The sequence below is a fragment of the Actinomycetospora atypica genome, from assembly GCF_042653685.1.
GTDB classification, from domain to species: domain Bacteria; phylum Actinomycetota; class Actinomycetes; order Mycobacteriales; family Pseudonocardiaceae; genus Actinomycetospora; species Actinomycetospora atypica.
This window is the reverse complement of sequence record NZ_JBHSIV010000026.1, coordinates 24,307-37,211: the sequence shown is the minus strand read 5'-3', so window position 1 is coordinate 37,211 and position 12,905 is coordinate 24,307. Positions and strand designations below refer to the sequence as shown.

At 77.3% G+C, this 12,905-nt stretch carries 12 protein-coding genes; 5 read left to right on the top strand and 7 right to left on the bottom strand.

Going from position 1 to position 12,905, the window contains the following annotated elements; translation table 11 throughout:
* Positions 1-28 precede the first annotated feature (28 nt).
* The 3 genes from ACFPBZ_RS21130 to ACFPBZ_RS21120 all read left to right on the top strand — a co-directional run bounded on the left by ACFPBZ_RS21130 (position 29) and on the right by ACFPBZ_RS21120 (position 3,029).
* Positions 29-859 (top strand): SDR family NAD(P)-dependent oxidoreductase, encoded by an 831-nt coding sequence (locus ACFPBZ_RS21130; RefSeq protein ID WP_378038080.1) that lies wholly within the window; start codon positions 29-31, stop codon positions 857-859.
* 170 nt (positions 860-1,029) lie between these two features.
* Entirely contained in the window at positions 1,030-2,442 is a 1,413-nt protein-coding gene (locus tag ACFPBZ_RS21125) for an FAD-binding oxidoreductase (protein ID WP_378038079.1), read from the top strand.
* Positions 2,439-3,029 (top strand): hypothetical protein, encoded by a 591-nt coding sequence (locus tag ACFPBZ_RS21120; protein ID WP_378038078.1) that lies wholly within the window; start codon positions 2,439-2,441, stop codon positions 3,027-3,029. Before ACFPBZ_RS21125 ends, ACFPBZ_RS21120 begins: the two co-directional genes overlap by 4 nt.
* On the opposite strand, the gene ACFPBZ_RS21115 is transcribed toward ACFPBZ_RS21120, so the two are convergent.
* From ACFPBZ_RS21115 to ACFPBZ_RS21100, 4 genes are all read right to left on the bottom strand, one after another.
* The gene (locus tag ACFPBZ_RS21115) at positions 2,948-5,800 is read right to left on the bottom strand and encodes an ATP-binding protein (protein WP_378038077.1); all 2,853 of its coding nucleotides are present in this window, start codon (positions 5,798-5,800) and stop codon (positions 2,948-2,950) included. The two genes, ACFPBZ_RS21120 and ACFPBZ_RS21115, sit on opposite strands and share 82 nt — an antisense overlap.
* The gene (locus ACFPBZ_RS21110; RefSeq protein ID WP_378038076.1) at positions 5,797-6,276 is read right to left on the bottom strand and encodes a hypothetical protein; all 480 of its coding nucleotides are present in this window, start codon (positions 6,274-6,276) and stop codon (positions 5,797-5,799) included. Before ACFPBZ_RS21110 ends, ACFPBZ_RS21115 begins: the two co-directional genes overlap by 4 nt.
* A complete protein-coding gene (locus ACFPBZ_RS21105) occupies positions 6,273-7,007 on the bottom strand; it encodes an SDR family oxidoreductase (RefSeq protein WP_378038075.1) in 735 nt (244 codons plus the stop codon). The genes ACFPBZ_RS21110 and ACFPBZ_RS21105 overlap by 4 nt, the downstream gene beginning before the upstream one ends.
* Positions 7,008-7,110: 103 nt before the next feature.
* Complete coding sequence (locus tag ACFPBZ_RS21100) at positions 7,111-7,482, bottom strand: cupin domain-containing protein (protein WP_378038074.1); 372 nt, start codon at positions 7,480-7,482, stop codon at positions 7,111-7,113.
* A gap of 83 nt (positions 7,483-7,565) precedes the next feature.
* Here ACFPBZ_RS21100 and ACFPBZ_RS21095 point away from each other — a divergent pair, with 83 nt between their 5' ends.
* On the top strand, positions 7,566-8,021 hold the full coding sequence (locus tag ACFPBZ_RS21095; protein ID WP_378038073.1) for a MarR family winged helix-turn-helix transcriptional regulator: 456 nt from the start codon (positions 7,566-7,568) through the stop codon (positions 8,019-8,021).
* Positions 8,022-8,038: 17 nt separating this feature from the next.
* Here ACFPBZ_RS21095 and ACFPBZ_RS21090 read toward each other — a convergent pair whose 3' ends face one another.
* Both ACFPBZ_RS21090 and ACFPBZ_RS21085 read right to left on the bottom strand, forming a co-directional pair.
* Entirely contained in the window at positions 8,039-8,992 is a 954-nt protein-coding gene (locus ACFPBZ_RS21090) for an NAD-dependent epimerase/dehydratase family protein (RefSeq protein WP_378038072.1), read from the bottom strand.
* Positions 8,989-10,140 carry an FAD-dependent oxidoreductase gene (locus tag ACFPBZ_RS21085; protein WP_378038071.1) on the bottom strand — a complete coding sequence of 384 codons (1,152 nt, stop codon included), beginning with the start codon at positions 10,138-10,140 and terminating at the stop codon, positions 8,989-8,991. The genes ACFPBZ_RS21090 and ACFPBZ_RS21085 overlap by 4 nt, the downstream gene beginning before the upstream one ends.
* 75 nt (positions 10,141-10,215) lie before the next feature.
* On the opposite strand from ACFPBZ_RS21085, the gene ACFPBZ_RS21080 reads away from it, so the two are divergent.
* On the top strand, positions 10,216-10,800 hold the full coding sequence (locus tag ACFPBZ_RS21080) for a TetR/AcrR family transcriptional regulator (protein WP_378038070.1): 585 nt from the start codon (positions 10,216-10,218) through the stop codon (positions 10,798-10,800).
* Here ACFPBZ_RS21080 and ACFPBZ_RS21075 read toward each other — a convergent pair.
* The gene (locus tag ACFPBZ_RS21075; RefSeq protein ID WP_378038069.1) at positions 10,797-12,863 is read right to left on the bottom strand and encodes a prolyl oligopeptidase family serine peptidase; all 2,067 of its coding nucleotides are present in this window, start codon (positions 12,861-12,863) and stop codon (positions 10,797-10,799) included. The genes ACFPBZ_RS21080 and ACFPBZ_RS21075 overlap by 4 nt on opposite strands.
* Positions 12,864-12,905: the final 42 nt, after the last annotated feature.

The following is a 12,905-nucleotide window of genomic DNA, read 5'->3' as shown; positions in this document are numbered from 1 at the left end:
TGCCTGCGCGGTTCCTAGCGTGAGCGTCATGAGCAGGATCGCCCTCGTCACGGGAGCCACCCAGGGGCTCGGGCTGGCGCTCGTCGCCGGGCTGGCCGCGCGGATGACGCCCGACGACACCGTCTACCTGACCGGCCGCGACCCCGGGAGGGTCCGGGACGCCGTCGCCGCCCTGCCCGCGGGGCGGGCCCACGTCCGCGGCGAGCTCCTCGACGTCGCCGACCCCGAGGCGCCGGAGACGCTCGCGGCCCGGCTCGTCGAGCGCCACGGGGCCGTCGACGTCGTCGTCGGCAACGCCGTCATGCGCGTCGGCCCCGACGACGACCCCCGGGAGATCGTCGGCGACTACTCCGAGATCAACAACTTCGGGACCACCCGGCTGCTGCGCGCCTTCGCGCCGCGCCTGCCGGACGGGGGGCGGCTCCTCGTCGTGGCCAGCTCCCTGGGGACGCTGCACCACCTCGCGCCCGTCCTGCACGAACGCTTCGACCGCGCGACGACGCTCGACGAGGTCGACGCGCAGGTCGCGGCCTGGCGCGACGCGGTCGCCGACGGCAGCGCCCGCGCCGGGGACTGGCCCGGGTTCGTCAACATCCCCTCCAAGATCGGGCAGGTCGCCGCGGTCCGGGCCCTCGCCGCGTCCCGCCGCCACGAGGACGGGCGCCGGGGCGTCCTGCTCGCCGCGGTCTGCCCCGAGATGATCAACACGCCGACGTCCGGGCTGTGGTGGGACGTCAGCGGGGCACCGAGCCCGGACGAGGCCGCGGTCGCGGTGCTCGACCTGGCACTCGGCCCCGTCGACCCGGCCCACTACGGCGAGCTCGTCCGCCACGGTCGGGTCCTGCCGTGGCGACCCTGAGAACCTCGACGGGTGGCCGGGGCCGCGCGCGACGGGCGCGATCGGGGGCGGTCACGAGGACGCCCCGACGGGCCGACCGGTCGCTGGTGCGGCAAGGGGACGGCAAGGCCTGGGCAAGCACCCGGCGGTGGGCTGAGCGCGTCCGAGACACCCGCGACCCGGAGGCATCCATGACCTCGACGACGCACACCCACAGCAGCACGACCCTGCTCCCCGGCGACCCCGGCTGGGAGGCCGCCGTCTCCGGCTTCGACCTCTCCGTGGAGCACCGACCCGACGTCGTGGCCCTGCCCCGCGACGCCGACGAGGTGGCCGAGGTCGTCCGGGCGGCCCGCGCCGACGGCCTCCGCGTCGCGGTGGTCGGCACCGGCCACGGCGCTCCCCCCGGAGGCCCGGGCACCGTGCTGCTGCGCACGGAGGCCCTCGACGAGGTCGTGGTCGACCCCGTCGGGCGCGTCGCCCGCATCGGTGGCGGCGCCCGGTGGCGCGACGTCGTCGAGGCGTGCGCCCCCCACGGCCTGGCCGCCCTGGGAGGCTCGTCCAGTGGGGTGGGCGTCGTCGGCTACCTCCTCGGGGGCGGTTTCGGACCGATGGTCCGCACCTTCGGGGCCGCCGCCGACCGCGTCCTCGCCGTCGAGCTCGTCGACGCGAACGGCACGTCCGTCCGCCTCGATGCGACCCACGGCGCCGACTGGTTCGCCGCGCTGCGCGGCGGCGGGCTCGCCCACGGCGTCATCACCGCGGTGGAGATCGAGCTGGTCGCCGTACGGACCGTGACCGCCGGGGGCCTGTGGTTCGACGCCGCGGATGCAGGCGCTGTCCTCGCCGCATGGCAGGCGTGGACCCGGGATCTACCCGACACCCTCACCACCTCGATCGCGCGGGTGAACCTCCCTCCGGACCCGGCCCTGCCCGAGGTCCTGCGCGGGCGCGCCCTGGTCCACGTCCGGGTCGTGCACGTGGGCGACGCCCTCGACGACGAGGCCCGGCGCGTGGCCGACCCGGAGGCGGCGCAGGCGCTGCTCGCGCCCCTGCGGGCCGCGGCGTGCCCGCTGCTCGACTCCGTCGGGGTCCTCCCGGTGACTGCGCTCGATGCCGTGCACCAGGACCCGACCGGGCCGATGCCGGTGACCGAGGCGGGCATGCTGCTCGACCGGCTCGCCCCCGAGACCGCGGAGGCCCTGCTCCGGGTGGCCGCGCCGCAGCGTGGGCTGCCGCTCGCCCTGGTCGAGGTGCGCCTGCTCGGCGGCGCCCTGGACGCCCCCCGCGGGGACGTGCCCTTCGACGCGGTCCGCGGCCGGCGTTCGGCCGCCGGGATCCACGCGATCGCCGCGCCCGTGCCCGGCCTCCCGCCGGAGGTCGGGACCGCCGCGGTCGACGCGGTGCTCGAGGCCCTGGCCCCCTGGTCCGGCGGCGGGGCGCTGCCGTCCTTCGCCGGGCGCGGGACCGCGTCGTCGGCGCGGATCGCCACGGCGATGGGTCCCGACCTCCTCGCCCGGCTCGCCGCCGTGCAGGCGACGGCGGACCCGGACGACGTCTTCGCCCCGGCCCGGCGCTGGGACCCCGCGGGGTCGGTCCGGTGAGCGCGCTCGTGGCGCTCCCCGCGGCGGACACGTGGTCGGCGTGGCTGGAGCCGGCGTGGGCGCGGCACCAGAACCCCTGGAGCTGGTACGTCCGACCGCTCTTCCTGCTGCCGCTCGCCGCCGCCGCGTGGCGCCGCAGCCCGACCGGCATCGTCGTCACCCTCCTGGCACTGGCGACGAGCATGGCGTGGTTCCCCGCCCCCGACGTCGTCGATCCGCGGATCGCCGAGTTCATCGCCTACGAGCGGGCGTGGTTCGCGTCGGCCTGGGGCCCCGCGGACCTGCTCGGGGTGCTGGTGGTCGTCACGCTGGTCGTCGCCTACTGCGCGGCGTTCTGGCGCCGCTCGCCGCTGCTGGGGGCTGTCCTGCTCGTGGTGATGGCCGGCGGGAAGCTCGCCTGGGGGCTGACCGGGACGCGGGGGGCCGCGGCGATGCTGGCGCCGGCCCTGGTCGGCCTCGTCGTCTGCCTCGCCGGCGTGGGGCTGGCAGCGGCGCTCGGCCGTCGTCAGGAACGCGCCCGGGCCACGGCGTCGGCGAGCAGCGCACCGACCTCGGCGCGCGAGAGCGAGGCACCCAGCTCTCGGTGACGACGCGCGTCCGGGGGTTCGAAGCCGGCCCCCCGGACCGCCGCCGCCTCCGCCGGGCCGTCCCGCGGGTCCATCAGCTCGGGGTCGAAGCCGACCCGCGCGCCGAGCCCGTCGACGGCACCGGCGAGCACCGTCGCCACCTCGCGGTGCCCGACGCGGGCCAGGACCGCCGCGGTGGTGTGGATCAGCACGAGCCAGGACGTGACGTCACCGTCCCGCTCCAGGGGCTCCTGCATCGCGTCCGCCGCAGCGAGCGCGGCGTCGAGGTCGTCCCGGTCGACCGCGGTCTTCATCAGGGCCCACGTGCTCGAGACGGCCGCCCACGCGTATCCACATCGCCGGGCGACCGCCACCGCCTCCTGGAGCAGCGCCGTCGGGTCGCCGAACCCGAGGGCGCGGGACGCCATCCCACCCGCCATCAGGGCCTCGGCGAGGACCCAGTCGACGCGCAGCGCCGAGGCCCGGTCCACGAGGTCCGCCACGGACCGACGGTCACCGGTTCCGCGCAGTGCCGCGACGTGCAAGGCCCACAGCGAGGCGTGGACCACCTCGACGTCCGCGCCGACGGCCTCGGCCGTCGCCGCGGCGGCCCGGAGCTCCGTCTCCGCCGTCGCCCCGTCCCCGGCGAGGTAGGCCAACCGCCCGGACACGGCCCGGACCCGGGCGACGGCGAGGTCGGCCGCCGTCGTCGGCCCGAGCGCGGCCCGACAGGCGCTGCAGCCCTCGGCGACCGCGCCGGATCGGTACCAGAACCAGCCGAGTTCGCCGGCCAGGGCGAGGGCCGGCTCGCGGTCGTCGCGGGTCAGGGCGTGTCGCAGCGCCGACCGGTGCTCGGGCCGGTCGCAACGCAGCCGTGCGAGGGCCTCCCCCGCGTCGGGTCCGCGCAACCGCCGGGCGGTGGACCTCGTCCGGTCGAGGACGTGGTGCAGGTGGCGCTCCCGGGCACCGAGCAGCTCCCGGGGGTCGGCGATCTCCAGGGCGTGGGCCTTGACGGTGGCGAGCATCCGCAGCCGCGTGCCGGAAGTATCGCGCCGGACGCCGAGGAGGGACCGGCGCACGAGTGCGGCCGTCGTGTCGAGGACGGTGGCGGGCGACTCGTCGCCGACCGCGGACGCCTCCTCGAGGGTGAAGGGGCCCGCGATCACGGCGAGTCGGACGAGCAGGTCGCGACCGTGGTCGTCGAGGTCGCGGAGGCTCCAGGCGATCGCCCCGGACAGGCCCCGCTGGTGCGCAGGAGCGGTCGCGGGACCGCCGCCCAGCACAGCCAGGTCGGGCACCTCGTCCTGCGGCTCCGCCTCCCCCTCGCGACCGAGCCGCCGCCGCAGCTCGTCCGGGGAGAGCATCCGCAGCCGCGAGGCCGCGAGCTCGAGGGCGAGCGGGAGTCCGTCGACCAGGTCGCACACCCGGCGCACCCCGAGGAGCTCGTCCTCCTGCGGGACCCACCCGGGCCGGACCGCGCGGGCGCGGCGCAGGAACAGCGCGACGGCGTCGTCGCCGTCGAGGGGGGCGAGCTCGCGGACGACCTCGCCGGGGACCTCGAGGACGGTGCGGCTCGTCGCCAGGACCCGGACGCCCGCGCACCGGCGGACCAGGGCCCGCACGAGGCGGGCGGTCTCGTCGACGACGTGCTCGGCGTTGTCGAGGGCCAGGAGGAGGTCGGTGCGGGCGGCGAGCACGGCGGCGAGACCCTCGGCGTCCTGCACGGCACCGGCGAGGCCGAGCGCCGAGGCGACGGTGGGCACCACCCAGGCCGGGTCCTCGACCTCGCCGAGCTCGACCCACACCGTCTCCCCGCTGCGCGCGGCCCGCGCCACCTCGGCCGCGACCGCGGTCTTCCCGACGCCGCCGGGTCCGGTGACGGTGACCGTCCGCGCCTCGCGCAGCGCCGCCAGGCACCCCGCGACCTCCGCGGCGCGCCCGACGAGTCCGGCCGCCTCCCCGAGCGGCACCGACATCGCACGAGGGGCCACCCCGGGGGGCTCGGGCCGGGCCTCGTCCTGGCGCAGCTCCTGACGGAGGACCGCACCTTCGAGGGCGACCAGCCGCGGACCGGGGTCGATGCCGAGCTCCTCGGCGAGACGTTCCCGCACCGTCCGCAGGGCCGCGAGCGCGTCCGCCTGCCGGTCGTCGCGCGCCAGGGCGGTGACGAGGAGCTCCCACCCGTGCTCGCGGAGCGGGTGCTCCTCGACGTGGGCCCACCCGCGGGCGGCGGCGTCCCCGGCCCGCCCGACGTCGACGAGAGCGCCCAGGAGTTCCTCGGACGCGGCCGTCCGCAGCTCGCCGAGCCGGACCGCCTCGGGACGGACCACCGCCATGTCGTCCGCGTCGGAGTAGGCCGGTCCGCGCCAGAGGGCCAGGGCGGCCTCCAGGAGGTCGACGGCCTCCTCCGCCCGGCCGGCGCACCGGGCGGCCCGTCCGCGCCGGACGAGATCCGCGAACCGGTCGGCGTCCAGCGCGCCCGGGGACAGCAGGAGGACGTAGCCGGTGCCCCGGCGGACGAGCACGCCGGACCCGGCCCCGGCCGGGCGGTCCGGCTCGAGGGCGGCGCGCAGCCGGGAGACGACGGCGTGCATCGTCGTGACCGTCGGGGCGCGGCCGTCGGCCCAGGCCTGCGCGAGCAGCGTCTCCGCGCCCACGGGAGCGGGCGACGCCGCCGCGAGGGCCGCGAGCACGCGGCGCGGCTGTCGGCCGCGCAGCGCCACGGACCGGCCGTCCACGCCGGCCTCGATCGACCCGAGCACGTCGATCGCGAGCCCCGGGGGCCGGTTCATGGTCGTGCCGCCACCGCGTCGTCCTGGCTCCGTCCGGAGCGGCGATCCTGCCCCGGACCGCGCTCCGTCGGGTAGGCCCGACGGTGGGTGACGACGACGGCGAGCACCGTCAGGAGGACCTGCGCGACGAAGCCGCCCTGCTGGGCGACCGCGTCCGGCGCCCCCATCCCCTCCAGGTGGTGCTGGTGGAAGACGAGGTGCGGCACGGTGTGGACGAGGAACGCACCCGCCGCGAGGGTCACCGTGCCGCGGGTCGGGCGCACCAGGGCGGCGACGAGGACCACGCCCAGGGCGAGGCCGAGCGCGCCGACGTCGCGCACGAGGTGCTCGTTGTAGGGCGGCAGGGAGGCCACCCACGCCCGCCCACCGCCCGGGAAATCGGCGAAGAACGAGGCCGGGGCGAGCAGGGCCCAGGTCCCGACGAGGAGCTGGGTCACCGCGGGCACGGCCAGGCACGCCCGGACGACGGCCCTCACGACTGCCGACCCGCAGGATGCAGGCACATGAGTGCCTCCTCGAAGCCCACGTGTCCGTCGGCGTGCTGCGGGGCGAGGTGGTGGCCGTCCCGGAAGGCCCGGGCGAGCGCCCCCGGTACCCGGACCGGGACCACGGTCCGGCGCCTGCCCGTGACCCGCAGCCAGGTCCGGGCGAGATCGTCCATCGGGAGGACGTCCGGGCCGCCCAGGTCGGGCACGCGGCCGGCGGGTCCGGAGGCGACGAGGGCCACGAGGCGCTCCGCGACGTCGGCGGGCGCCACCGGTTGGAAGGAGGTCCCGCCGAGCACCGGCAGGAGCCCGGTGCGGGCGAGACGGGTGAAGAGCCCGTCGAGCAGCTCCGGGAACTGTGTCGCCCGCACGACCGTCCACGGCAGACCGGAGGCCTCGAGGAGCCGCTCCGAACGGACCTTCTCACGGTAGTAGGCGAGCGGGATCCGGTCGACGCCCACGATCGAGACGAGGATCAGGTGGGTCCCGGGTCCGGCGGCCCCCACGAGCCGGCCGAGCGCGGCGGCGTCCCCCCGGCGAGCGGAGGCGAGGTGGACGATCGTGTCGGCGCCGCGGCACGCTTCCGCCAGGCCGACGCCGGTGGACAGGTCGGCCGCCACGCGGTCGGGCCCCGGGCGGCGGGACATGGCGCGGACCGCGGGCAGGCGTGGCACCAGGACACGACCCAGGGTTCCGGTCGCGCCGGTGACGAGCACGGTCACGGCGACTCCTGCGGACGGGAAGGGGGACGGGGACCTCGGCGCGCGGGCGTCCGCCCGTCGGCGCTCGGCCTGCCCCTCGGCGGACGGGGCCCTCCGATGCCCGTCAGGAGATCCACGGTGGCACCACCGGGTCCCGCCCGGGACCACTCGCGATCGCGCCACCCCGCCCCGCCACGATGGCGACGAGGCCGGTCGGGCCGGCGACGATCTGACGGGTGGTCCCGGCGTCGAGGACGGCGGTGTCCCCGACGCCGAGCGCCCACTCCTCGTCGCCCACGACCACGCGGCCCGACCCCTCGACCACGGTCCAGACCTGCTCGGCGTCCATGTCGTGCACCGGACCCCGCGCGTCGGCGGCCATCTCGACCTGCCAGAGGGCCTGGTCGCTGCCGCCCTGGGTGGGTGAGGCGAAGGTGGTCATCACGGCGTTGGGGGTCTCGGTCCTCCGGGCGTCCTGGTGGTGGATCACGGTCACGGCGACCTCCTGGGATATGGTAAACCGGGTTGTCCATACAGTAAACGAGGTTGACCGTCATGCCAAGTGACCCAGCGGGGCCCATGACCGGCGGAGAGCTCGCCCTGCGGCTCATCGGCGGCTTCCGCTCCCTGATCGACGATCTGCACGCCGAGCTGGCACGGCTCGGCCACCCCGAGGTCCGGCCTGTCCACGGGTTCGCGCTGCAGGCGATCGGACCGCAGGGGACCTCGGCGAGCGAGCTCGCCGGGCGACTGGGCGTCTCCAAGCAGGCAGCGGGCAAGACGGTCGACGCGTTGGTCTCGCTCGACTACGCCGCGCGGGAGCCCGACCCCGCCGATGCGCGACGCAAGGCCGTCGTTCCCACCGCCCGCGGCCGGGAGGTCCTCCGCCTCTCGGCCGAGATCCTCGAACGGCTGCGTGCGCAACGGGCCGAGCGGGTCGGCGACCCCACGATGCGGGAGTTCGAGAAGGCGCTCCGGCTCCTGACGGCCGAGACCGCGGCCCCGCTCGACACCGCGGGCTGGCTCGACACCTGACGTTCCGGGTCCCGAGGTCACACCGGCACCAGCCGCCGCCGGGTCCGTTCCGGGTCGGCCCGGTACCAGGCGAGCGTCGCCGCGATGCCGTCGTCCCAGCCGGTGGCGGTGGTCGGGAAGGCGGCGCGGAAGTCGGCGTCGTCGACCAGGAACGGCTGCTCGAACTGGTAGAGCAGCTCGGCGCCCTCCCGGGCGACGGGAGACACGAGGCGCAGCGCCGCCACCAGGGGCGGGGTGATCCGACCGCACCGCACCGGACGGCCCGCGGCGGCGGCGAGGCGCCCGACGAACTCCCGCCCCGTGCTCGGCGGCGGCACCGGCGTGTGCCACACGCGGCCCGTCGCGGACGCGGGGGCGAGGGCCAGGTCGACCAGGGCGGCCCCGACGTCCGGGGCGTAGCCCGCCGTCATCGGCAGGTCCGGGTCGCCCGGCCACCGGGCGGTGCCACCCCGGGACGCGGCCGCGAACAGGGTCGCGCCGAGCAACGACTCCACGCCCGGGCCCCACAGCTCGGGAGCCCGCCCGATCACGGTCTCGACCTCGCCCCGCGCGTGGGCCGCGAGCACCATCTCGGCCAGCCACGCCCGCAGCACCCCCTTCTCCGACACGGGGCGGGCCGGCGTGTCCTCCCGCATCGGGCCGTCGACCCGCCCGTACATCCAGGTGTCGTCGGCGAACACGAGGCGGGCGCCGGCCTTCCCGGCCGCGGCGAGCAGGACGCGGGTGGCCTCGGGGAAGGCCGACCGCCAGGTGGCGAACGGCGGGTTCACGCAGTGGTGGACCGCGACCGCCCCGTCGCACACCCGGGACATCGCGACCGGGTCGGTGGCGTCCGCCGCGACGTTCTCGGCGCCCGGCACGCCCGGGTCGCGTCGCGAGACCGCGCGGACGGGCAGGCCTCGGCGGGCCAGGTCCGCGCACACCGCGCGCCCGATCCCACCGCTCGCGCCGACGACGACGTGGACGCTCATCGGACCGCTCCCGCCGGGAGGGCCACCCGCTCGGCGGCGAGGAGCCGGCCGAGGGCGGCGGGAGCGGCATCGTCGGGAAGGGCGGCGAGGAGGGCGTCGCGCAGCGCGACCGCGACGAGGGAGCGCCACCCGGCGACCTGGCCGGCGCGGCGGGACCGGCGGGCCAGCAGCCGGGCGGTCGGTGCGCGGCGCGCCTCGTAGCGGGCGAGCCCGCTCCCGTCGGCTCCGGCTTCCTCGGCGAGCACCACGGCATCGAGGAACGCCTGGCTCGCGCCCTGACCGAGGTTCGGGGTCATCGCGTGCGCGGCGTCACCGAGCAGCGCGACCCGCCCGTGGTGCCACGAGGGCAGCGGCGCCAGGTCCGCGAGCGGGTGGATCGCGACGTCCCCGGCCGCGTCGAGCACCGCCGGGATCGGCCGGTGCCAGGCGGCGAAGCGGGTCCGCAGCCACGCGAGCGCGGGTTCGGGGTCCGCGAGCGCCTGTGACGGCACGTCGCCGGTCCGGACGACCGCCCACAGGTAGGTCCGCCCGCCCGGCAGCGGGGCGAGCCCGACGAGGTCGCCGTGCCCCCAGGTCTCGCCGCCCGACCCGAGGTCGTGGTCGGCGACCAGGCGGAACGCGGTCCGGCCCGTGGGCCGCGGCACCGCCGGCGGCCGGAGCGCGCCCCGCACCGTGCTGCGCAGGCCGTCCGCGGCGACGACCAGGTCGGCGGTCCAGGTGCGGCCGCGGACGTCGTGCACGACGGCCGGGGTGGCGTCGTCCCCGGGCTCGACGGCCCGGACCGCGGCGTCCGTCTCGACGGTGGGGGCGGCCGCGGCCAGCCGCCCGTGCAGGACCGGCCGGTCGAGCACGACGATGCCGTCGCCGAGCCGGCGGCGCAGCGTCGCCGCGTCGGTGCGGGTGAGCCATCGGCCGCGCGCGTCCCGGATGCCGCCGTCGCCCTCGACGGTGCCCTCCGCCCGCACCGCCGCGCCGAGCCCGAGCTCGTCGAGGGCGGCCAGCCCGTTGGGCCACAACGCGATCCCGGCCCCGACCTCGCCCGGTTCGGCCCGGCGCTCGAGGACCGTGACCTCCCACCCCCGCCGCTCCAGCGCGATCGCCGCCGCCAGCCCGCCGAGTCCCGCTCCCACCACGATCGCCCGTCCCATGACCCCTACCGTCCTCTACACCTGTAGTGGATCGGTACTCTACGGCTGTAGAGGACGCCGGGGAAGGGGGAGGCCGTGGAGCGCCGTGACCTGCTCGCCGACGCCGCGATCGACGTGATCGCGACCGCGGGGACCCGGGGGCTGACCCACCGCGCGGTCGACGCGGCGGCGGGCCTGCCCGAGGGGACGAGCTCCTACTACTTCCGCACCCGCGCCGCGCTGCTGCAGGCGTGCGTCGACCGGCTGGCGACCGACGTCGTCGACCGGACCGCCGCGGCACCCGGGCCCGAGGCCCCGGTGGCCACCCTCGTCGACCGGGCGTGCGCGCACCTCGAGCGCGTCGTCGGGCCCGACCGACCCCGCCTGCTGGCCCGCCTGGAGCTCTCGCTGGAGTCGACCCGGCGCCCCGAGCTGGAGGCGGCCCTGGTGGCGGCCGGCGCCCGGGTGCGGGCAGCCGTCGCCGGGTCGCTGGCGCGCCTGGGGGTCGCCGACCCGGAATCCGCCGCCGTCGACCTGGTCGCCTGCCTCGACGGGCTGGCGTTCGACCAGGTGGCGGGCGCGGGGCGGACGGCACGCGACGAGGCGGGCCGGCGCCGGGCCGTCACCGCGGTCGTGTCCGCGTTCACCAGGACGTCGCCCCCGACCCGCCGGCGTGCCTAGACCAGCTCGGGGCGCACCCACTCCTCACCGAGCACGTGGTGGGCGAGGAACGCGAACACCGTCGAGTACCAGAGCTTCGCGTCGCCCGGCTTGAGCACCCAGTGGTTCTCGTCGGGGAAGTACAGGAACTGCGACTCGACCCCGTGGCGCTGCAGGTCGTACCAGAGCCGCAGGCCCTCGCCGATCGGCACGCGGTAATCCTTGTCGCCGTGGATCACGAGCATCGGCGTCGTGATCGACGAGGCCCAGCGGTGCGGGGAGTGCTCGTCGTACCGGTCGCGGTCGTCGATCGGGTCGCCCCACTGGCGCGTCCAGTGGTACGAGCCGTCGGTGGTCCCGACGAAGCCGTCGAGGTGCCAGATGCTCGCGTGCGTGACGATCGCGGCGAAGCGGTCGGTGTGCCCGGCGATCCAGTTGGCCATGTAGCCGCCGAACGAGCCGCCCATGGCGGCCACCCGGGTCTCGTCGACGTCGGAGCGCTCGAGCGTCGCGTCGGTGATCGTCATGAGGTCGGTGTAGGGCAGCCCGCCCCAGGCCCCGGTCGAGACGTCCATGAACTCCTGGCCGTAGCCGGTCGAGAGCCGGGGGTCGGGCAGCAGGACCGCGTAGCCGCGCGCCGTGGCCACCCACGGGTTCCACCGCCAGGTCCAGGCGTTCCAGCTGGCGAAGGGGCCGCCGTGCACCCACAGCAGCAGCGGCGCGGGCCCCTCGCCGGCGGGCAGCGCCAGCCACGCCCGCAGCGGCGTCCCGTCCTCCGCGGTCGCGGTGACCTCGGTGAGCGTGCCCGGGAGGTCGTCGATCTCGGTCGGCCCGCGCAGCACGGCCGGGTCCTGGTCGGGCGCGTAGGGGTCGAGGCGCACCGGGGTCGGCGGCGAGTCGGGCGCCGAGCGCAGCGCGTAGAGCGCGCCGCCCTCGGGGCTCGGGACGACGTCGGTGTAGGCCCCGGACCGCGTCAGCCGCAGGACCTCGCCCGTCGTGATCGCCACGCGGAACACCGGGCCGTGCCCCTGCTCGTCGGCGGTGACGAGGACGAGGTCGGGGTCGGCGGCGCCGGTGACCGAGGTGATCGTCAGGCGCCCCTCCCCCAGGACGGTGACGACGTCGCCGCCCGCGACCGGGCGGGCCATCAGCGTGTGGGCGGGCGCGGCGCCGGGGCGGGCGTGCCGCTCCCGGATCCAGAGCAGCCAGCGCCCGTCGGGGGTGATCGTCGGGCGCTCGTGGTCGACGCCGGGCTCGTCCGCGACGACCTCGGTGCCGTCCGGTCCCCGCAGCTCCAGCCGCACCCGCACCGCCGCCGGGTCCTCGGGGTCGCGGACGTCGACCGCGACGGCGAGCGTGGTGCCGTCGGGGCTGATGGCGTGCTCGCGCAGCCGCTGGCCGAGCTCGGCGGGGTCGTGCACGACGACCGCCGCGGCCAGCCGGTCGGCGGCCAGCGGGTCGTGCACCCGGATCTGCGGGCGGCCGGGCCCGAGATCGTGGTCCCAGAACCGCACCGGGTAGCGCTCGTGCAGCCGGGCCGACACCCCCGCCTTCTTCCGCGCCGCCCGCAGCGCGCCCGCGGCATCGTCGGGAAGGTCCTCACCGTCTCCGGACGCGGAGCGCAGCGGAGCCGGACCATCGACGTCCGGCTTCTCCGGCGCCGGACCGACCGGCACCGTCGTCATCACCACGACGTCCCCCGAGTCGCGTGCCACCTGGAACGCGGCGACGCCGTCGCCGGCGGTCAGGACCTGCCGCGACTCGCCGCCGTGGCGGGGCAGCACCCACAGGGCGGCGGGCTCGCCCTCACCCTCGGTGGCGCCCGGGTCGGGGCGCGCCGAGGTGAAGTACAGGTCGCCGTCGGGCGCGAACGCCGCGGCGGACTCCCCGCTGGACGAGCGCGTCAGCCGCCGGGCCGGGGCCTCCCCCGTCGGGTCGACGTCCCAGATCGAGGTGACGTACTTCGTGGCGTCCGGGGACAGCTCGGACACCGTGGTCACGAGCCGCGACCCGTCCGGCGAGAGCGCGAGGCCGGCCTGGCGGCGGGCGGAGACGAAGGCGTCGAGGTCGTCGAAGGTGCCCATGTGCACATCGTGCCCGTGAGCACTGATCCGTGCCTGGACACG

Bases quoted from the DNA above. Each gene is read 5' to 3' on its own strand.
- ACFPBZ_RS21130 (WP_378038080.1), top strand. From the start codon at position 29: ATGAGCAGGATCGCCCTCGTCACGGGAGCCACCCAGGGGCTCGGGCTG.
- ACFPBZ_RS21125 (WP_378038079.1), top strand. From the start codon at position 1,030: ATGACCTCGACGACGCACACCCACAGCAGCACGACCCTGCTCCCCGGC.
- ACFPBZ_RS21115 (WP_378038077.1), bottom strand. From the start codon at position 5,800: ATGAACCGGCCCCCGGGGCTCGCGATCGACGTGCTCGGGTCGATCGAG.
- ACFPBZ_RS21095 (WP_378038073.1), top strand. From the start codon at position 7,566: ATGACCGGCGGAGAGCTCGCCCTGCGGCTCATCGGCGGCTTCCGCTCC.
- ACFPBZ_RS21090 (WP_378038072.1), bottom strand. From the start codon at position 8,992: ATGAGCGTCCACGTCGTCGTCGGCGCGAGCGGTGGGATCGGGCGCGCG.
- ACFPBZ_RS21085 (WP_378038071.1), bottom strand. From the start codon at position 10,140: ATGGGACGGGCGATCGTGGTGGGAGCGGGACTCGGCGGGCTGGCGGCG.
- ACFPBZ_RS21075 (WP_378038069.1), bottom strand. From the start codon at position 12,863: ATGGGCACCTTCGACGACCTCGACGCCTTCGTCTCCGCCCGCCGCCAG.